The following is a 19,035-nucleotide window of genomic DNA, read 5'->3' as shown; positions in this document are numbered from 1 at the left end:
TCGACACACCCAATCCAACGCCACCGGGGCGGCCTTGGACACCGTTCCCGGGCCCGAACCATTCGATTCAACGACCCGCGAAGTACGGGCCTAGCGCGATCCGCGCCAGAGGGCGGTGATGCGTTCGTCGATCGTTGCGATCAAGGGCTCGAAGAGGGGCATCGAGAGCAGGACCAGAGCGCCCGCGGCCCAGCCGGCCAGGACGTCGGAGAACCAGTGGGTGCCCAGGTAGACCGTGGTGAGCCCGATCGAGACGGCGGTGAACGAGGCCAGCAGGATGCCGGTGCGGCGCCAGCGTTCGGCGAGGTAGGCGAGTACACCCCAGGTCACCACGGCGTTGGCGGTGTGCCCGGAGGGGAAGATGGTGCCGCCGGCGAACAGCTCGGGCGAGCCCAGGTAGTGCGCGTAGTGCGGGCCGAGCCGGCCGGTGACGATCTTCACACCGCCGACCGTGATGTTGAGCAGCAGCAGTGCCACCCCCATCGCCAGCAGCGGCCGTACGGTCTTGTGCCGGAAGCAGCGCCAGCCCAGCCAGGCGCAGGCGATGATCGCGGAGGGGCCGCGCTGCCCCGCGATGATCCAGACGTTCAGCAGCGGCTGGACCTCGGGCCAGCGCTTGTAGGGTCTGAGCTGCTTGAGCGCCCAGTCGAGATCGACCAGCTTGGTGTTCAGCACCACGGCGATCACGACCAGCAGGTACGCCAGGCCGGTGAGACCGAAGACGATCGCGTGGCGGCGGCTCATCGGTAGCCACCCTGCCTCGGCGGATCCCCCGTCCACGGCGGGGTCGGTCCGGTGGCCGGACGGTTCGACATGAGCTTGCACGGCTTCGACATTACCCGCTCCACCTGGGCACTCTTGCCCAGTGCCAGCGGTCGTCACCTCGCAGTGACCACTCACTCCCGGCGCACTCCCGTGCGCTGGTGGGGAAGGTTCGAAGGCGGTGAGGCGCCCGTCCTCGCGGGGTGGGGGCCTGCGCGGACGGGCGCCGCTCTGAGGGCGGTGCCGAGTGGATCAGCAGGTCAGGCGTAGTGGTCCCGGGCCTGTGCCCGACTGCCGTGACCGGCCCTCGTGCCGTCGAACGAGCCGATCCCGGAGGGGATCCGGCGGGCGGTCCGGTGTCGGCGGGGTGGCCGGCCGGGAGGGAAGGACCAGCGCGGTCCTCCGCGGGCGGCCGGTGACCGCTGCCGAGAATGTCACCGAACCGTAGCCATTCCGTCGGCTACCGCGCGGCCGGACCGACAGCGCTCGCTCCGTCCAGCACCAGCCGGAGGCCGGCCGAGGTGGAGAGTGCCGCGGTCTTCACGTGGATCACGCCGCCACGGTCGTCCGCGTCGTACCACCAGCCCTGGCCGGCCCGGTCGAAGGCGGCCCGGTCTGCCAGTTCGGGCAGGGCCCGCCCGCCCAGTGCGACCCGGCTCGGCGCGGTGCCGCTGTGTACGGTGAACAGGTACGGCCGGGCGCTCTGCTTGCCGGTGAAGGTCCCGACACTGGGCGAGACGTCGATGCGGACCCGCCCCCGCCCGGCACTCGGAGCGTCCACCCGGGCGGTCTGGATGGCGTAGCCGCCGTCGCGGTACTGGCGGGTGACCCCGTCGTCCTCGTACAGGCTGAAGCCGCTGTGTCCCTGCGGGTAGACGTCCCAGGCGAGCGGGGAGTCGGCGGTGCGGTCCCGGTAGGAGCTGATGCCCGGCCACATCGGCACCGTGGCACCGGCCTTGACGAACAGCGGCAGGGTGTCCAGCGGCGCGTGGTACCCGTTGACCGTGGTCGGGCCCTGGTACGTGCGGCCGGTCCAGTAGTCGATCCAGGTGCCCTCGGGCAGGTAGATGCCGTCGCGCACCGAGGTGTCGGAGTAGACCGGGGCCACCAGGAAGTCCTGGCCGCTGAGGAACTCGTACTTGACCGCGTCGGTGGCCGTGACCGGGTCGTCAGGGTACTCCAGGGCCAGCGGACGGACCGGGCCGACACCGGTGCGGTGGGCCTGGGCCGCGTAGCTGTACATGTAGGGCAGCAGCGACTCCTTGAGCTTGAGGTACTTGCGGTTGATGGAGGTGTACGGCTCGCCGTAGCGGTAGGGCTGCTTGTCGCTGGGCGCCCAGCCGTCCATCGACATGACGGCGGGCAGGAAGGACTTCCACTGCAGGTCGCGGCTGTAGGTCTGCGGGCTGCCGCCGAAGATGCCGTCCACGTCGCCCGTGTTGTAGGCCATCCCGGACATGGTGGAGCCGGCGTACGTGGGGATCTGCCAGCGGATGTAGTCCCAACTGCCGGACTGGTCGCCGCTCCACTGCACTCCGCAGCGCTGGGCGCCGGACCAGCTCTCGGGCGCCCAGGTGAAGCCGCGGGCGTCGCTGTTGTCCTCGATGCCGCGGTAGGCGTCCTTGCAGCCGTCGAGCGCGAACTTGTAGCCGTCGCCGACCCAGGCGACGTCCAGTTTGGCCACCCGCTGACCGGACTTGACCTGGTCGGCGAGCTGGCTGAGGCCGTTCTCGGTCCACAGGCCGAGCTGCATCCCGCGTTGCCGCAGGCCCTCGGCGGTCTGGGCGAGGTTCTCGTATCCGCAGCCGTAGCCGTCGTTGACCAGCATCCAGCCGTTCGGCACGTCGTTCTTGCGGTAGTCGTCCGCGATCTTCAGTGCGTCCAGGGTGTGTCGCTCACCCCGGTTGGCGTTGTGCAGATAGCAGTCCGAATCGCCCATCTCCAGGCCGTAGATGGGCGGAAGAAACGGTTTTCCGGTCAGTGAGGTGTACTGGCCGATCACGTCCTTGGGGCCGGGCCCGGCGAAGTAGTAGGCGTCGAAGCGGAGTTCCTGCTCGGTGGTGGTGACCGGGTCGGTGAAGGCGTACGTGCCGGGGGCGTAGGTGTTGCGGTAGACGCCGTACCCGGCCGAAGAGAGGTAGAACGGCACGGAGTTGGGGTGCCCGCCCTCGTCCCAGTCGTAGTCCACGCCGATCTGGACGGTCCTGTCGCGGTGGGAGAAGGAGCCGTTCTGCTCACCGCCGCCGAAGAACTGCTCGTTCGCGCCCCGGGCCAGGGCCTGGGTGGTCGTCTTGCCGTCCCAGGAGATCGGCCGGGTCTCCTCCCAGGCCTTCGTGCCGTCGGCCCGGTAGAGCGCGAAGCGCAGTGCCGACTTGTAGACGCGCAGGGTGACCTTGCCGGTGGACAGCTCGTAACGGTCGCCCCGGTCACGCCACTTGGTGGCGGGCGGCGCGCCCTGCGGCAGGACGACGTCGGCGCCGACCGGGTCGGTGAACGAGCCGTCGGGAGCGAGCTCGATCCGGAAGACCTGGTCGGTGACGAAGCTGACCCGGGCCCTGGCGCTGCCCGCGGAGAAGGTGTAGACGGCGCCCCTCGCGGTGAATCCGGTGACGGCGCCGGCCGATCCGGCCACCGCGGCGGCCGGCGCTGCGGCGAGGGCCGGGGTGAGGGCCGGGGTGAGGGCACCGCCACCGAGGGAGAGCAGGGCGGCCAGGGCGAGAGCGACGGTCCGTGACCGCGGGGAGTGTTGCAAAGTTCTGCGCATATGAGCTCCTCATCATGCAAGAACAAACACTGATGAGCAGGTATAGCGCACAGCCCCCCGCTTGACCACACCGCCGGGCGGTCGGAAAAACACACAGGCCCCCGCATCTGCGGGGGCCTGTGAAGGGCTGGAGATCTCAGGGCACCAGGCGTTCGACCGCGGCGGCGCCGTACTTCTCCAGGTCCTGCCGGGCCTTCTCGATGAGCTCCGGGGTGGGGGTGCGGCCCGAGGCCATGACCAGGTCCTCCGGGTCCACCGGGTGCTCGGCACCCGTGTGGAGCAGGCGGTCCGGCGTCGGGCGGAACTCGCTGTCGGTGGGCTCGTTCGTCATCTGGTGCCTCCCGGGGAGTGCGGGCTTCTGAGACCCGAGTCTCCTCCCACCTGGGCCCGCGCGCATCGCGGGCGGGCCCAGGGCCTGTCCGGCGGATCCCTGCGGACCGAAAGAGACCCGCCGGACGGGCCCTGGCGCGGTGCGGCGGTCAGTCGAGCGGGCCGCCGGCCACGTAGATGACCTGGCCGGAGACGAAGCCGGCCGCCTCGCCCGCCAGGAAGGAGATGGTGTTGGCGACGTCCTCGGGCACGCCGACCCGGTTCACCGGGATCTGGGTGGCGGCGGCCTGCTTGAAGGCCTCGAACTCCATGCCGACCCGGGCCGCGGTGGCGGCCGTCATGTCGGTCGCGATGAAGCCGGGCGCCACCGCGTTGGCGGTGACGCCGAACTTGCCCAGCTCGATCGCCAGGGTCTTGGTGAAGCCCTGCAGGCCGGCCTTGGCGGCGGAGTAGTTGGCCTGCCCGCGGTTGCCCTGCGCCGAGGAGGAGGAGAGGTTGACGATCCGGCCGAAGCCGGCGTCCACCATGTGCTTCTGGCAGGCCCGGGTCATCAGGAAGGCCCCCTTGAGGTGGACGTCCATCACGGTGTCCCAGTCCGACTCGGACATCTTGAACAGCAGGTTGTCGCGGAGCACCCCGGCGTTGTTGACCAGGACCACCGGAGCGCCCAGCTCGGCGGTGATCGTCGCCACGGCCGCCTCCACCTGCTGCGCGTCCGAGACGTCCGCCCCCACTGCCAGGGCCCTGCCGCCCGCGGCGATGATCCGCTCGACGGTGTCCTTGCCCGCCGAGGCATCCAGGTCCACGACGGCCACCGCGTAGCCGTCGGCGGCCAGCCGCTCGGCGGTCGCGGCGCCGATGCCGCGGGCCGCGCCGGTGACGACCGCGACCCGGGGGGTGCTGCTCTGCTCGGTCATGCTCGTACTCGTCTCTCTCGGTGGGGTGACGGACATGGCCGCTGCCGAGCGCGGCCCTGCCCCGATGGGTGGTCAGGAGGACGCTGAGGCGGACACCCTACCGGCGGGTAGTCCCCGGGGCCAGAGTGCAGAGTCGCAGGTGACGGAGGGTGAGGGCATCCGGTGAAGATCAATCATCCAAACCGGTAGTTGTGCCCACGACATGCTGCGGAAATATGCCAACTTCGACGAACATGCGTCTACTCTTGGCCCCTGCCTGCCGGTGCGGGCCTACCGTTTGTATAGTGTGCGCCAGCAGCCACCGGCTGCACGGCTGGCGCGCCTACCCTCACAGCGGGACGCTCACTCGCCGTTACTGCCCCGCCCGGGTGTCCCACACACACCGGGTGTGACATCGGGACGGATTTCATGGTGCTGGGGGAGATCCCGACGACCCGTGTGCCCGCGCGACTTCAGCAGTCGCCCGGTCACCTCATCCGCGTGGCCCAGCAGGTGCACACCCGCCTGTGGTCCGAGTACGTCGGTACCGAGCTCACGGCTCCGCAGTTCGCGGTGCTGCTCGTGCTGGCCCTCGAACCGGGAGCCGACCAGCGCACGGTCGGTGAGCGGGCCTCGCTCGACAAGGCGACGATGGCGGAGATGGTCGCCCGCCTGGTCCGGCGCGGTCTGGTGCTGCGCCGCCGTGACCCCGCCGACGGCCGTCGCAAGCTGCTCGCGCTCTCGCAGAGCGGTGCGCAGGCGGTGCGCGAGGCCACCGGCGGAGTGGTCCGCGTGCAGCGGACCCTCTTCGAGCCGCTGAGCGCCGAGGAGCAGGTCGAGATCGTCCGGGTGATGGCGAAGATAGCCCGTCTGGAGCCGGCCGCGGTGGCCGTCATGACGGACGCCCGGCCGATGCTGGACGCCCAGCGGGCGATCGGCTACCTGATCCGGGTCAGCCAGCAGGTGCACACCAAGCTCTGGACCGAGAAGGTCGGCGCGGAGCTGACGGCGCCTCAGTACGCGGTGCTGGACGCCCTGGAGACCGAGCCAGGTGCCGACCAGCGCACGGTCGGCGAGCTGGCCTCGCTGGACAAGGCCACCATGGCCGAGATGGTCAGCCGGCTGGTCCGGCGCGGTCTGGTGCTGCGCCGCCGCGACCCCTCGGACGGTCGCCGCAACCTGCTCTCGCTCTCGCCGGCCGGGCAGGACCTGCTGCACCGCTCGGCGGCTGCGGTGCGGGAGGTGCAGGAACTCCTGCTCGCCCCGCTGGAGCCGGAGGAGCACGAGAGCGCGCTGGCGCTGATCGCAAAGGCCGCCAGGCTGTAACGATCCGTCGGGCACTTCCTCGAAGTAACGATTTGCCACCGCGTCGAACGGCCCCGATCACCGGGTGCGTCCGGGCACGGCGGCGTGACGAGCGGCCGGTCGCCTCCGATCCGGGGGCAGCGACCGGCCGCTCGTCTTCCCGTCACCGCCGGCGGCGGACCGCTCGGGCGGTCAGCTCCAGTCGAACTCCTGCGGGTCCGGGCCGAGACGCTTGCCCGTGGCCACACCGGCGATCGCGCTCAGGTCCTCGGCGTCCAGCTCGAAGCCGAGGACGTCGATGTTCTCCCTGATCCGGGACGGGGTGACCGACTTCGGGATCGCGATGATCCCGCTCTGCAGGTGCCAGCGCAGCACCACCTGGGCCACCGTGCGGCCGTGCTTCTCGGCGATCTTGACCAGCTCGGGCTCGGTGAGCAGCTCCTTGCCCTGGCCCAGCGGGCTCCAGGCCTCGGTCGCGATGCCGTGCGCGGCGTGGTACTCGCGCAGTTCGTGCTGCGGGAAGTGCGGGTGCAGCTCGACCTGGTTGAGCACCGGCACGATCGAGCTCTCCTGGCGCAGCGCGTCAAGCTGCTGCGGGCCGAAGTTGGAGACGCCGACCGCCTTGACCCGGCCCTCGGCGTACAGCTTCTCGAAGGCCTTCCAGATGTTGAGGAAGGTGCCGTGCATCGGGCGCGGCCAGTGGATCAGGTAGAGGTCGATGTAGTCCAGGCCGAGCTTGGCCAGCGACTCGTCGAAGGCGTGCAGCACGGCGTCCTGGCCCTGGAGGCCCGACCAGTCCCGGGTGCCGGAGTTCCACAGCTTGGTGGTGATGAACAGTTCCTCGCGCGGCACACCGGCCGCCGCGATCGCCTGGCCGGTGCCGGCCTCGTTCTCGTAGATGGCGGCGGTGTCGATGCTGCGGTAGCCGGCCTCGATGGCGGTGCGGACGGCGGTCGCCGCTTCGGCGTCCGGTACCTGCCAGACGCCGAAGCCGAGCTGCGGGATCCGGACGCCGTTGTTCAGAGTGACGCTGGGGATGGTGCTCACTGAAAGGGGTGCCCTCCGGTCAGTCGGATAGTGCCGCTGGGAAGCAACCCTGGGCGGGGTCGGTATGTTCCCGATCTGCCAAGAATTCACCGAAATTGATGTACCTCGACGCCAAATGACGTTCCGCGGCCCTGCGTTGAGCGGCCGATGCGGGAAAACCTGTTGCGTACGTCACAGTGCGGGCGGCACTCTCGGTGCCCATGACGTCCTGATGACCCGCACCCCCGCCGTCACCTCGTCCCGCCCGGCCTGCGGATCGCGCCGGGCGACCCGCCGCGCCCAGGACCTGGGCCGCGTGCCTGAGCATCCTGCCCGCACCACCCCCGCAACGGAGCGTCATGCCGCTCAAGCCCCTACCCATGCCGGATCCGGGCGTCCCCGACCTGGGTTCACCACGCGCCTTCCTGCGCTGGCTGCGCCGCAGCCAGCGGCGCGGCCAACTGCTCGCCACCGCCTGGGGCGTACTGGAACTCGCCTGCCAGGCGGCCCTTCCGCTGGCGCTCGGCCTCGGCATCCAGGCCGCCGTGGCCGGTGACACCGCCGGGATCTGGCGGACCGGCGCCCTCGCCCTGCTGCTCGCCGCGCTCCAGGCGTTCGGCGCCGTCCAGTTGCACCGGCAGGCGGTGTGGAACTGGATCACCGCCGCCTCCCAGCTGCGCCAGCTGGTGGCCCGGCAGGCATCCGGGCTCGGTGCCGGGCTGTCCCGGCGGATCGCCACCGGCGAGATCGTCGCGGTCAGCAGCAGCGACGTGGAGCGGATCGGCTGGTACGTCGAACTGCTCGCCAGGGTGCGGGCCGCCGTCCTGGTCTGGCTCGGCCTCGGCACGATCGTGCTGGTCCGCCGGCCGCTGCTCGGCCTCGCGGTCCTGCTCGGCGTGCCCGTCCTCGCGGCCTCCGTGTGGCCGCTGCTCGCCCCGCTGGAGCGCCGCTACAGCACCCAGCGCGCCTTCGCGGGCAAGGCCACCGAGCTGACCGCCGACACCGTCGCCGGACTGCGGGTGCTGCGCGGCATCGGCGGCGAGGAGCTCTTCCTGGATCGCTACCGGGCGGCCTCGCAGCAGGTCCGCGGCGCCGCCGTCCGTACGGCCAGGATCTGGTCGCTGATGCAGGCCCAGCAGGTGCTGCTGCCCGGCCTGTTCGTGGTCGCCACCACCTGGTACGGCGCCGAACTGGTGATCCGCGGGCAGATCGGCATCGGCGAACTGGTCGCCGTGTACGGGGCGACGGCCTTCCTCTCCTCGCCGCTGCGGATCCTCGGCGAGGCCGCGCACGCCTGGAGCGTCGCCCGGGTCGCGGCCGGGCGGGCGGTCCGACTGCTGGCGCTGAACCGGACGGCGGACGGCGAGGCCCTCACCGCCCGGCTCACCCGTTCCGAGCGCGCCGACCTGCACGACCCGCTCACCGGGCTGACCGCCCGCGCCGGGCGGATCACCGCCGTGGTCTGCGGCGATCCGGACGTCGCCGGCCACCTGGCCGGACGGCTCGGCGGGCATCTGCCGCTGGCCGAGGGCGAGCAGCCCGAGCCCTCGGTACGGCTCGGCGGCACCCCGCTGGACGAGGTGCCGCTGGCCGAGGTGCGGGCCGCCGTACTGGTCCAGGACAAGGACCCGGTGCTGCTCTCCGGCACCCTGGCCGAGCTGTTCGACGTCCCCGGCACCGGGCGCATCGCCCCCGAGCGGGCGTTGGCCGCCGTCCGCGCCGGGGACGTGCTGGACGCCCTGGTCGACGGCTCGCCCGAGTGCCAGGGCGATTCGATGCTGGCCCGGATCACCGAGAAGGGGCGCTCGCTCTCCGGCGGCCAGCGCCAACGCCTCGCGCTGGCACGCTCGTTGGCGGCCGACCCGGCCGTGCTGGTGCTGGACGAGCCCACCAGCGCGGTGGACGCCCACACCGAGTCCAGGATCGCCACCGGGCTGCGCGAGGTGCGCGAGGGCCGCACCACCGTGCTGTTCGCGACCAGCCCGCTGCTGCTCGACCGGGCCGACACCGTCCTGCTGGTCCACCAGGGCCGGGTCGCCGCCAGCGGCACCCACCGAGAACTGCTGCACGGCTGCCCCGAGTACCGGGCGATCGTCACCCGCGACGAAGGGGCGGCCAGCGCCGGCAGGAGAACCGCGCAGGACGGTCCGTCCGCATCCGCGCCCGCCGAGGAGAAGGTATGAAGCCCCCGGAAGTACGGCAGCACGGGCCGGCCGCCATGCTGCCGGTGGCCTCCCCGGCCACCGTCCGCGCCTACGTCCGGCTGCTGGCCCGCCGGCACCGCGCCGGCTTCGCCGCCGTGATCGCACTCAACGCCACCGCCACCGTCGCCGGACTGGCCGGCCCCTGGGTGCTCGGCTCGCTGGTGCAGGAGCTCAGCGCGGGGACGACCGGGAGCCGGATCCTCACCGCGATCGGGTGGTACCTGCTCGCGCTGTTCGTCCAGAGCGGCTTCATCGGCTGGTCCCGACTGCGCGGCAGCATGCTCGGCGAGCGGATGCTGGCCGACCTGCGCGAGGACTTCCTGGTGCGCTCGGTCGCCCTGCCGCCCGGCGTGCTGGAACGCGCCGGGACGGGCGACCTGGTCTCCCGCGGCACCACCGACATCGACCGGCTCGCCAAGTCGGTCCGCGAGGCGGTGCCCGAACTCGCCGTCGCCCTGGTCTCCGTGGTCCTGGTGCTCGGCGCCCTGCTGCTCACCTCGCCGCTGCTCGCGATCACCGCGGTGATCGGACTGCCACTGCTGCTGGCCACCTCCCGCTGGTACTTCCGGCGCGCCCCACAGTCCTACCGCAGCGAGTCGGCCGGGTACGCGGCGGTCAACACCGTGTTGGCCGAGACGGTGGACGCCGGGCGCACGGTCGAGGCGCTCCGGCTGGGTGAGCGGCGGGTCGAGCTGACGGATCGTCGGATCGGCGAGTGGCTGGCCTGGGAACGGTACACCCTGTGGCTGCGCACCGTGTGGTTCCCGAGCGTGGACGCCACCTACGCGCTGGCGGTGCTGGCCACCCTCACCCTGGGAGGCCTCTACGCGACCCGGGGCTGGATCGGCATCGGCCAGTTGACCGCCGGGGTGCTCTACGCCCAGGCGCTGACCCACCCGGTCGACCTGATCCTGCGCTGGTACGACGAACTCCAGGTCGGCCAGGCCTCGTTGGCCCGGCTGGTCGGGGTCCGCGAGGTGGTGGACCCGGAGACGGACGAGACCGTGCGTCCGGCGGGCCGCGAGGTCTCGGCGAGCGAGGTGGCCTTCGGCTACCGCGACGGCGTCGATGTGCTGCACGGCATCAGCCTGGACGTCGCGCCCGGCAGCCGGGTCGCGCTGGTCGGGCCGTCGGGGGCGGGAAAGTCCACGCTGGGGCGGCTGTTGGCGGGGATCTACGCCCCGGGCCGGGGGAGCGTCACGCTGGGCGGTGCCCCGCTGGCGCGGATGCCCGCCGAGCGGATCCGGGCGCAGGTCGCACTGGTCAACCAGGAGCACCATGTGTTCGTCGGCACCCTGCGGGACAACCTGCGGCTGGCCCGGCCCGGCGCCGATGACGTCGAACTGCGCGCGGCGCTCGCGGCGGTGGACGCCGGGGAGTGGGTGGCGGCGCTGCCGGACGGCCTGGACACCGAGGTCGGTTCGGGCGGGACGGTGCTGACGCCGCCGCAGGCCCAGCAGTTGGCGCTGGCCAGGCTAGTGCTGGCGGACCCGCACACCCTGGTGTTGGACGAGGCGACCTCGCTGCTGGACCCGCGGGCGGCCCGGCACCTGGAGCGTTCGCTCTCACGGGTGCTGGAGGGGCGTACGGTGATCGCCATCGCGCACCGGTTGCACACGGCGCACGACGCGGATGTGATCGCGGTGGTGGAGCAAGGGCGGATCAGCGAGTACGGGAGCCATCCGGAGCTGGTGGCGGCGGGCGGGGCGTACGCGGCGCTCTGGCGCTCCTGGCGCGACGAGGGGTAGCGGGCCCGACGGACAGGCCGGCCCGGGCACCGGGGGCGCACCGCTGTAGCGCCCCCTGGTGCCGGATTCACCCCTCCGGGGCTGCCGCCGGTTGGGTGTACGGGGTGGGCCAGGCGGGGTACCGGGGGCGGCGCGCGGTGCGGGGGCGGAACGGCCGCGGCGCAGACTGCCTCTGTGGCCAAGACTTCAGGCGGTTCCCGGTCCGGCGGCAGGGGCGGAAGCGAGATCGCGGGTGCTCTGACCGGGGCGGTCGGAGTGATCGTGTTCCTGGCGCTCCGGCGGCTGCTCGCGGGCCCTGAGCCGGCACGGATCCGGTTCCGGGTGTCCACCGCGACCGCGCCGCTCGGGGCCGCCCTGCCGGCGGCCCCGGTCGCGGCTGTCCGGCCCGGCCGGCCGGTCAAGAGCCGGCGCGGCAGCTAGTCCTCCCGAGCCCCGGGAGGGTTCCGCACCATGAGTACCGCAGGTTTCGCCCCGCTGATCGAACTGGCCGGCGTCAACAAGTACTTCGGCCGTTTGCAGGTGCTGTACGACATCAACCTCACCGTCGGGCGCGGTGAGGTGGTCGTGGTGATCGGCCCGTCCGGATCAGGCAAGTCCACACTCTGCCGGACGATCAACCGGCTGGAGACGGTCGAGTCGGGGACCATCACCATCGATGGCGTCCCGCTGCCCGAGGAGGGCAAGGGCCTGGCCGGGCTGCGGGCCGAGGTCGGGATGGTCTTCCAGTCGTTCAACCTCTTCGCCCACAAGACCGTGCTGCAGAACGTCACCCTGGCTCAGCTGCAGGTCCGCAAGCGGACCGGGTCCCAGGCCGAACGGAAGGCCCGTGACCTGCTGGAGCGGGTGGGGCTGGCCGCGCACGCCGACAAGTACCCGGCGCAGCTGTCCGGCGGCCAGCAGCAGCGGGTGGCGATCGCCCGGGCGCTGGAGATGGACCCGAAGGCGCTGCTGTTCGACGAGCCGACCTCGGCCCTCGACCCCGAGATGATCAATGAGGTGCTCGACGTGATGCGGGGCCTGGCGTGCGAGGGCATGACGATGCTGGTCGTCACCCACGAGATGGGCTTCGCGCGGGCCTCGGCCAACCGGCTGGTGTTCATGGCGGACGGGCGGATCCTGGAGGACCGCCCGCCGGAGGAGTTCTTCAGCGCGCCGAACACCGAACGGGCCAGGGACTTCCTCTCCAAGATCCTGAACCACTGAGGGGCGGCCAGGTGAAGCGTCTCCCCGTCCTCGTGCTGCTCTGTGCGCTGCTCACAGCCTGCGGCAAACCCGGCACCCCGCCGCCGAAGGGGCCGCAGGCGAGCGCGCTGCCCGGCTACCCGGTGCAGAACGCCGCCGCAGTCCAGGGCTCGCCCACCTTGGACCGGGCACGTGCGCGGGGCAGGTTGGTGGTCGGCGCCAAGGAGGACCAGCCGTACCTGGGTTGGCGGGACCCGGCGACCGGCCAGTACTCCGGCTTCGACATCGAGATCGCCAAGATGGTCGGCGCCGACCTCGGGTTCGGCGTCGGGCAGATCGAGTTCCGGACCATCGCCTCGGCCAACCGTGAGACCGCGCTGCAGAACGGCCAGGTCGACTACTACGTCGGCACCTACACCATCAACGCCAACCGCAAGAAGCTGGTGGGCTTCGCCGGGCCGTACTTCATCGCAGGGCAGAGCCTGCTGGTCCGGAGGAACGAGCACAGCATCCACGGCCCGCAGGACCTGGCCGGCAAGAAGGTCTGCTCGGCCGCTGGTTCCACGCCGTACCAGCGGATCCGGCAGGACTACCCGAAGGCGCACCTGGTCGGGTACGACACCTACTCGGCCTGCGTCGACAACCTGATCACCGCCCAGGTGGACGCGGTGACCACGGACAACGCCATCCTGCAGGGGTACGCGGCCAAGGCCCCGGACGAGCTGAAGCTCGCCGGGAAGCCGTTCTCCACCGAGCCGTACGGCATCGGCGTGCCCAAGGACGACCGGGTGCTGCGGCTGGCCATCGACGACGCGCTGGTGCGGAACATGCGGAACGGCAACTGGAAGAAGGCGTACGACGCCACCCTCGGCCTGTCCGGGGTGCCCGCGCCGGCTCCGCCGCTGATCGACCGGTACTGAGAGAGGCCCGAGTTGGTATGACAGTCCTGACCGCCAATCTCCCGACCTACTGGAACGGCTTCCTCGGCACGCTCGAACTCACGGTGTTCAGCGGGGTGTTGGCGCTACTGCTCGGGGTGCTGATGGCCGCCTTCCGGGTCTCGCCGGTGCGGCCGCTGCGGGCGTTCGGCACCGGCTGGGTGACCGTGCTACGCAACACCCCGCTGACGCTGCTGTTCTTCGTGGTGGTGCTGGGGTTGCCGAGGTTCGACATCGTGCTGCCGTTCTTCGTCTTCGCGGTGCTGGCGCTCGGCTGCTACACCTCGGCCTTCGTCTGCGAGGCGCTGCGCTCGGGCATCAACACCGTGCCGCCAGGCCAGGGGGAGGCGGCACGGAGTCTGGGGATGACCTTCGGCCAGACGCTGGGCCTGGTGGTGATGCCGCAGGCGTACCGCTCGGTGGTGGCACCGATCGGCAGTGTGATGATCGCGATGGTGAAGAACAGCGCGATCGCCGGCTCGTTCAGCGTGACCGAACTGCTCGGCACCTACCGCACCCTCAACGAGCTCGGCTACAGCATCATCTGGGCCTTCGTCTGGATCGCGGCCGGCTATCTGATCATCAGCCTGGCGATCAGTGCGCTCTTCAACCTCCTCGAACGACGGGTGGCGGCCTCCCGATGACCAGCGGCTCCGCGCTCTACGACATCCCCGGCCCCAGGGCACTGGCCCGGCACCGGTTCTACGGCGGTGTTGCGGTGCTGCTGATCGCCGCGCTGATCGGCTGGGTGGTGTACATGCTGTTCCACACCCACCAGTTCACCTACCGGAAGTGGATGCCGTTCGAGTACCGGGGCGTCCAGGACCTGCTGTTGCGCGGGCTCGGCAACACCCTGACCGCCTTCGGCTGGACGGTGCTCCTCGCCCTGCCCTTCGGCGCGCTGTTCGCCGCCGGACGGCTCTCCGACCACCGCCCCGTCCGCCTGCTCGCCGCAGTGGTGGTGGAGTTCTTCCGGGCCATGCCGCTGCTGGTGATGATCTTCTTCATCTTCGTCGCGCTGAAGGTGCAGCCGCTGTGGGCACTGGTCGCCGGGCTGACCCTCTACAACGGCTCGGTCCTCGCCGAGGTCCTCCGCGCCGGCGTGCTCGCCGTGCCCAGGGGCCAGCGCGAGGCGGCGTTCGCACTCGGGATGCGCAAGACCCAGGTGATGGCGTACGTACTGGTGCCGCAGGCCAACCGGGCCATGCTGCCGACCATCATCAGCCAGTTGGTGGTGGCGCTCAAGGACACCTCGCTCGGCTTCCTGATCACCTTCGAGGAGTTCCTGCACGCCGGGAAGCTGATCGCCACCAACCTCGACTACGACCTCCCGTTCATCCCGGTGGTGATGGTCATCGCACCCGTCTACATCGGGATGTGCCTGCTGCTCTCCTGGCTGGCCCGGTGGGCCGAGAGGCGCACCCGGCGCAGCCCCAAGGTCAAGGGCGGCGCCCCGATCGCAGCGGCGGGTGTGGTGACGGGCCTGCCTCCGGAGGCGCGGCAGTAGCCCTGCGATGCCCGAATACCAAAGCGAAGACTGGGGTATTGCGGATGGGACTCCAAAATCTGCTTATGATTCAGGAGTGTTCGACTCACGGCACATCAGGACGTTCCACGAGGTCGTCAGCACCGGTTCCTACTCGGCCGCCGCTCGGGCCCTCGGCTATACCCAACCCGCCATCACCCAGCAGATGAAGGCGCTGGAGCGCGACGTCGGCGTACCGCTGTTCACCCGCGCCGGGCGCGGACTGCGACTCACCGAGGCCGGCGAGGCCCTGTCCCGGCACGCCCGGACCATCCTCGCCAGCATGGAGGCCGCCCAGCAGCAGCTCGGCGCACTCGCCCGGCTGCGCGCCGGCCGGGTTCGGGTCTGCGCCTTCCCCAGCGCCAACGCCACCCTGATCCCCGAGGCGATGGCCCGGCTGCTCGCCGGGCACCCCGGGGTCCGGGTCGAGCTGCTGGAGGCCGAGCCGCCCGACTCCGTCCAGCGGCTGCTGCGCGGCGAGTGCGACATCGCGCTCTCCTTCACCTACCCGGGCGTGCGCGCCGAGACCCCGCCCGAACTGGTCGAAGTCCCCCTGATGGAAGATCAGTTGACCGTGCTGCTGCCGGTCGGCCACCAGCTCGCCCGGCGGCATGCGGTGCGTCTGGCCGACCTGGAGACCGAGCGGTGGATCGCCGGGTGTCCGCGCTGCCGGGCCAACCTGCTGCACGTCTGCGCCGAGGAGGGCTTCGCCCCCGACGTGGTCTTCAGCACCGACGACAACCTCGCGGTGCAGAGCCTGGTCGCGGCCGGAGTCGGCATAGCCCTGATGCCCGCGCTGGTGCTCTCCTTCATGTGTCACCGCAAGGTCACCGGCCGACTGGTCGAACCGCACCTTCGCCGCAAGGTCTGCGCGTACGTGTTGCGCGAGCACCAGCGGATACCGGCCACCGCGCTGGTGCTGGACGAGCTGCGCCGGGCGGGGGCCGCTCGGGTCGGGTGCTGAGGCGGCACCCGGCGGGAGGCGGCCGAGGGCGGCGACCCATAAGCTAGAGTTGGCATACAGTCAAAAGACTGTCGTTGGACGTAATGGCTTGATCAGCCGACGCTCCAGATATGAACACTTCCGCCACCGTTACCGCCGACCGGTGTACGGAGCGTATGCACCGCCTGATCGGCGGGCTGCGCGAGGTCGTCGACCGCGGCCTTCCTCCGGACCTGACCGCCTACCTGGTTGGCGAGCAACTCGCACCACACCTCGGCGCAGCCGACCTGCTCACCGCCGACCAGCAGCTGGGCGATCCGGACCGCTACCGCCAGCACCTGATCCACGCCGAGTCCGACGGCAGCTTCTCCCTGGTCGCCCTGGTCTGGCTGCCGGGACAGCACACCTCCATCCACGACCACGTCTCCTGGTGCGCCACCGGCGTCCACCAGGGCACGGAGAGCGAACGCCGGTACCGGCTGGTCCCCGACGGTCGCGCCGCCCGGCTGATCGCCACCGAGGACGTCACCAACCCGGTCGGCGCCGTCTGCGGCTTCGCCCCGCCCGGCGACATCCACCGGGTGCAGAACTGCGGCAGCGACACCGCGATCTCCCTGCACGTCTACGGCGCGGACATCTCCAGGATCGGCAGCAGCGTCCGCCGGGTCTACCGGCTGCCTTCCGACGAGCGGTGAGCGGGCCCGTGACGCTGACCGTCGATACCGCCGGACGACCCACCACGCCCCCCGTCCTCGGGCCGGCGTCCCGGCGCAACGGCCCGGGACTGGCGCTCGCCGCACTCGGCGTGGCCGCCGCCTGGGCCGTGCACCAGCTGATACCCGCCGTTCCGCGGCTGACCGCGGCCGTGGTGCTCGGCGTCGCGGTCGCGCATGTGCCGTGGCTGCGCCCGCTGGTCAAGGGTGCGGCCAGGCCCGGACTCTCGCTCGCCGGAAAGCGGTTGATGCGGGCCGGGATCGTACTGCTCGGCCTCAAACTCAGCCTCGGCGACGTGCTCGGCCTCGGCTGGGCCACGGTCGCGATGGTGCTGGCCGTGGTCGTCGCGACCTTCTTCGGCACCCTCTGGCTCGGCCGCAGGCTCGGCCTGCGCGGCGACCAGCCGCTGCTGATCGCCACCGGCTATTCGATCTGCGGCGCCTCCGCGATCGGCGCCGTGAGTCAGGTCGCCGAGAGCGACGAGGAGGACGTCGCCACTTCGGTGGCGCTGGTCACCCTCTGCGGAACGCTGGCGATCGCGGTACTCCCGCTGCTGCAGCACCCGTTGGGGCTCGGCGGCGCCGAGTTCGGACGCTGGGTCGGGGCGAGCGTGCACGACGTCGGGCAGGTGGTCGCGACCGCGCAGACCGGTGGGGCGGACGCGCTGCGCGAGGCCGTACTGGTCAAGCTGATGCGGGTGGTGCTGCTGGCGCCGCTGACGGCGGGTGTGGCGGTGGCACTGATCAGGCGGCGTCCGGAGGGGAACGCCGCGGGGGAGAGCGGAGGGAAACGGCCGCCGCTGGTGCCGCTGTTCGTACTCGGCTTCCTCGCCATGATCGTGCTGCGTTCGGTGGTGACCGTCCCGGCGGAGGTGCTGACGCTCGCCGGCGACGGACAGGAACTTCTGCTGGCGGCAGCCCTGTTCGGTCTCGGCAGCGCCGTCCACCTGCCCACCCTGGCCCGCACCGGCGGGCGGGTCGCGGCACTCGGACTGGCCTCCTGGGTGGTGGTCGCCGGCGTCTCCTACGCGGGCGTGCTGCTGACCACCTGAGCGGATGCCGCGCAGCACTCGAGCGGATGCCGCTCGCCAGCCCGGCGGGTTTGTGGCGGGCATCTGTGGCAGGGCCGTTGGGAACCGGGCTGACGTAAAGTGGTCCGGTACCGCTGGCCGCACACGATGAGGACCACGATGGCCGTACTGCCCGACCGGAACGGACTGGACACCCCTGTCACGCTCGACCGGCATGAGGGTCCGTACGGCGAGGTGGTGCTGCGGCAGCGAGGCGAACACTTCGAGATCATCGCCAACGGGTGCTTCCTGATGGACACCGCCGATGGGCGTTCCGAGCGGCTGCTGGTCCAGGCGGCCCTGGACCAGCTCGGCTCGGTCGAGAGCCCCTCGGTGCTGATCGGCGGCCTGGGTGTGGGCTTCTCACTCGCGCACGCCGCCGCCGAGCCCCGCTGGGGCCGGATCGCGGTCGCCGAGCGGGAGGGTGCCATCATCGACTGGCACCGCTCCGGCCCGCTGGCCGCGTTCTCCGCGCACGCTCTGGAAGACGACCCGCGGGTCACGGTGCTCCACACCGACCTGGTCGAGTTCCTGCGCGCCGAGGGCGAGTTGTACGACGCGCTCTGCCTGGACATCGACAACGGCCCGGACTGGACGGTCACCGACTCCAACCTCGGCCTCTACGGACCTGCCGGACTGGCCGCCGCCCAGCGGCGGTTGACGCCCGGTGGGGTGCTGGCGGTGTGGAGCGCGCAGCCGTCCGCCGCCTTCGAGGAGGCGCTGCGAGCGGCGGGCTTCGCCGATGTGCACACGGTGGAGATCCCGGTGCTGCGGGGCGTGCCCGATGTCGTCCACCTCGCGCGGCGGAGCTGACACGTCGCAGGGGTGCGGCAACTACTCGGCTCCGCAGGTAGTTGACGGTCAGTCGGCTGAGGGCTGCCGGTAGCGCCGACACGGACGGACAGCGAACAGGGCGGCCGGGCGGACCCGAGTGTGTGGGTCCGTCCGGCCGCTTCGGGCTTTCGGGTGAGCTCTTTGACGTCCCGGCTTCCGCCGTCGCCGCCGGTCCTTTGACGCCGGTTCTCCGGCTCAGCCGAAGGGATTGTTGGCAGGCGGTTCCGGGGTCGCCGGGGCGGCGGGTGCCGCGGCCGGGGCGGAGGCGGCGGCAAAGGGGTTGAAGTCCGGCGGGGGAACGTTGACCGGAGTTCCCTTGGTCGGCGGGGCCTGCTCCTCCGCGGCGGCCGGTGCGTCGGTGGACGGCGCCGGAGGTGCGAACGGGTTGAAGTCCGCCGGGGGTACGGCCACCGGGGTGCCCTTGCCCTTGGGTGGGGCCGGGATCGTCGGCGGGTGCGCCGGCGGCGGGGGAACGGTGAACGATTGCGACTGTGCCGGAGCAGGGGCGGGTGCCGGTGCGGGCGAGGAGCCGGTCATCACCGTGCCGAACGGGTCGGCGGGCTGGTTGTTCATCACCGTGCCGAACGGATCCGCAGCCGGCGCGGGTTGCGGAGCAGCGGCGGCAACTACCGGAGCAGCGGCGGGAGTTGCCGACACGCTGGTCGAGGGAGCTGCGGCCGCGAAGGGGTCGAAGTCGGCTGGGGGTACTGCGACCGGGGTGCCCTTGGTGGGGGCGGGTGCGTCGGTGGTGGTGGTGGCGGCGGGTGCCGGGGGTGCGAAGGGGTCGAAGTCGGC

Annotated in this window: 16 protein-coding genes and 2 pseudogenes; 12 read left to right on the top strand and 6 right to left on the bottom strand. The window is 71.5% G+C overall.

What is annotated here, in order from left to right; genetic code table 11:
- Positions 1–90: 90 nt before the first annotated feature.
- From ACWDAK_RS28680 to fabG, 4 genes and pseudogenes are all read right to left on the bottom strand, one after another.
- Positions 91–744, bottom strand: a complete 654-nt coding sequence (locus tag ACWDAK_RS28680; protein ID WP_344635776.1) for a phosphatase PAP2 family protein — start codon at positions 742–744, stop codon at positions 91–93.
- A gap of 493 nt (positions 745–1,237) precedes the next feature.
- A pseudogene (locus tag ACWDAK_RS28675) lies at positions 1,238–3,514 on the bottom strand (glycoside hydrolase family 31 protein); the annotation flags it as partial.
- A 148-nt stretch (positions 3,515–3,662) separates the two neighbouring features.
- Positions 3,663–3,857 (bottom strand): hypothetical protein, encoded by a 195-nt coding sequence (locus ACWDAK_RS28670; RefSeq protein WP_344635775.1) that lies wholly within the window; start codon positions 3,855–3,857, stop codon positions 3,663–3,665.
- 148 nt (positions 3,858–4,005) lie between these two features.
- The gene (fabG, locus tag ACWDAK_RS28665; protein WP_425557564.1) at positions 4,006–4,809 is read right to left on the bottom strand and encodes a 3-oxoacyl-ACP reductase FabG; all 804 of its coding nucleotides are present in this window, start codon (positions 4,807–4,809) and stop codon (positions 4,006–4,008) included.
- Positions 4,810–5,253: 444 nt separating this feature from the next.
- Here fabG and ACWDAK_RS28660 point away from each other — a divergent pair, with 444 nt between their 5' ends.
- Positions 5,254–6,078, top strand: coding sequence for a MarR family winged helix-turn-helix transcriptional regulator (locus tag ACWDAK_RS28660; RefSeq protein WP_344635773.1), 825 nt, complete (start codon positions 5,254–5,256; stop codon positions 6,076–6,078).
- A 171-nt stretch (positions 6,079–6,249) separates the two neighbouring features.
- Here the strand turns inward: ACWDAK_RS28660 and ACWDAK_RS28655 are convergent, their stop codons facing one another.
- Positions 6,250–7,104 (bottom strand): aldo/keto reductase, encoded by an 855-nt coding sequence (locus ACWDAK_RS28655; RefSeq protein ID WP_344635772.1) that lies wholly within the window; start codon positions 7,102–7,104, stop codon positions 6,250–6,252.
- Between the two features lie 338 nt (positions 7,105–7,442).
- Between ACWDAK_RS28655 and ACWDAK_RS28650 the strand changes: the two genes are divergently transcribed.
- From ACWDAK_RS28650 to ACWDAK_RS28600, 11 genes are all read left to right on the top strand, one after another.
- Positions 7,443–9,266: an ABC transporter transmembrane domain-containing protein gene (locus ACWDAK_RS28650; RefSeq protein WP_427395158.1), complete on the top strand. Its 1,824-nt coding sequence runs from the start codon at positions 7,443–7,445 to the stop codon at positions 9,264–9,266.
- Positions 9,263–11,035, top strand: a complete 1,773-nt coding sequence (locus tag ACWDAK_RS28645) for an ABC transporter ATP-binding protein (protein ID WP_427395157.1) — start codon at positions 9,263–9,265, stop codon at positions 11,033–11,035. The genes ACWDAK_RS28650 and ACWDAK_RS28645 overlap by 4 nt, the downstream gene beginning before the upstream one ends.
- 174 nt (positions 11,036–11,209) lie before the next feature.
- On the top strand, positions 11,210–11,455 hold the full coding sequence (locus ACWDAK_RS28640; RefSeq protein ID WP_427395156.1) for a hypothetical protein: 246 nt from the start codon (positions 11,210–11,212) through the stop codon (positions 11,453–11,455).
- A 30-nt stretch (positions 11,456–11,485) separates the two neighbouring features.
- On the top strand, positions 11,486–12,238 hold the full coding sequence (locus ACWDAK_RS28635) for an amino acid ABC transporter ATP-binding protein (RefSeq protein ID WP_427395155.1): 753 nt from the start codon (positions 11,486–11,488) through the stop codon (positions 12,236–12,238).
- An 11-nt stretch (positions 12,239–12,249) separates the two neighbouring features.
- The gene (locus ACWDAK_RS28630; RefSeq protein ID WP_427395154.1) at positions 12,250–13,137 is read left to right on the top strand and encodes a glutamate ABC transporter substrate-binding protein; all 888 of its coding nucleotides are present in this window, start codon (positions 12,250–12,252) and stop codon (positions 13,135–13,137) included.
- Between the two features lie 17 nt (positions 13,138–13,154).
- Positions 13,155–13,799 (top strand): amino acid ABC transporter permease, encoded by a 645-nt coding sequence (locus ACWDAK_RS28625; RefSeq protein WP_344635766.1) that lies wholly within the window; start codon positions 13,155–13,157, stop codon positions 13,797–13,799.
- On the top strand, positions 13,796–14,662 hold the full coding sequence (locus ACWDAK_RS28620) for an amino acid ABC transporter permease (protein WP_427395153.1): 867 nt from the start codon (positions 13,796–13,798) through the stop codon (positions 14,660–14,662). The genes ACWDAK_RS28625 and ACWDAK_RS28620 overlap by 4 nt, the downstream gene beginning before the upstream one ends.
- A 76-nt stretch (positions 14,663–14,738) precedes the next feature.
- The gene (locus ACWDAK_RS28615; protein WP_344635764.1) at positions 14,739–15,644 is read left to right on the top strand and encodes a LysR family transcriptional regulator; all 906 of its coding nucleotides are present in this window, start codon (positions 14,739–14,741) and stop codon (positions 15,642–15,644) included.
- A gap of 155 nt (positions 15,645–15,799) precedes the next feature.
- Positions 15,800–16,318 carry a cysteine dioxygenase family protein gene (locus ACWDAK_RS28610; RefSeq protein WP_344635763.1) on the top strand — a complete coding sequence of 173 codons (519 nt, stop codon included), beginning with the start codon at positions 15,800–15,802 and terminating at the stop codon, positions 16,316–16,318.
- A gap of 8 nt (positions 16,319–16,326) precedes the next feature.
- Positions 16,327–17,388 carry a YeiH family protein gene (locus ACWDAK_RS28605; RefSeq protein ID WP_344635762.1) on the top strand — a complete coding sequence of 354 codons (1,062 nt, stop codon included), beginning with the start codon at positions 16,327–16,329 and terminating at the stop codon, positions 17,386–17,388.
- A 138-nt stretch (positions 17,389–17,526) separates the two neighbouring features.
- Positions 17,527–18,219 carry a spermidine synthase family protein gene (locus ACWDAK_RS28600; protein WP_344635761.1) on the top strand — a complete coding sequence of 231 codons (693 nt, stop codon included), beginning with the start codon at positions 17,527–17,529 and terminating at the stop codon, positions 18,217–18,219.
- A gap of 216 nt (positions 18,220–18,435) precedes the next feature.
- Here the strand turns inward: ACWDAK_RS28600 and ACWDAK_RS28595 are convergent.
- Positions 18,436–19,035 (bottom strand): annotated as a pseudogene (locus ACWDAK_RS28595) (hypothetical protein); the annotation flags it as partial.

This window comes from Kitasatospora sp. NPDC001175 (assembly GCF_053598215.1).
The sequence above is the reverse complement of the archived record's forward strand: the minus strand, read 5'-3'. Positions and strand labels throughout refer to the sequence as shown.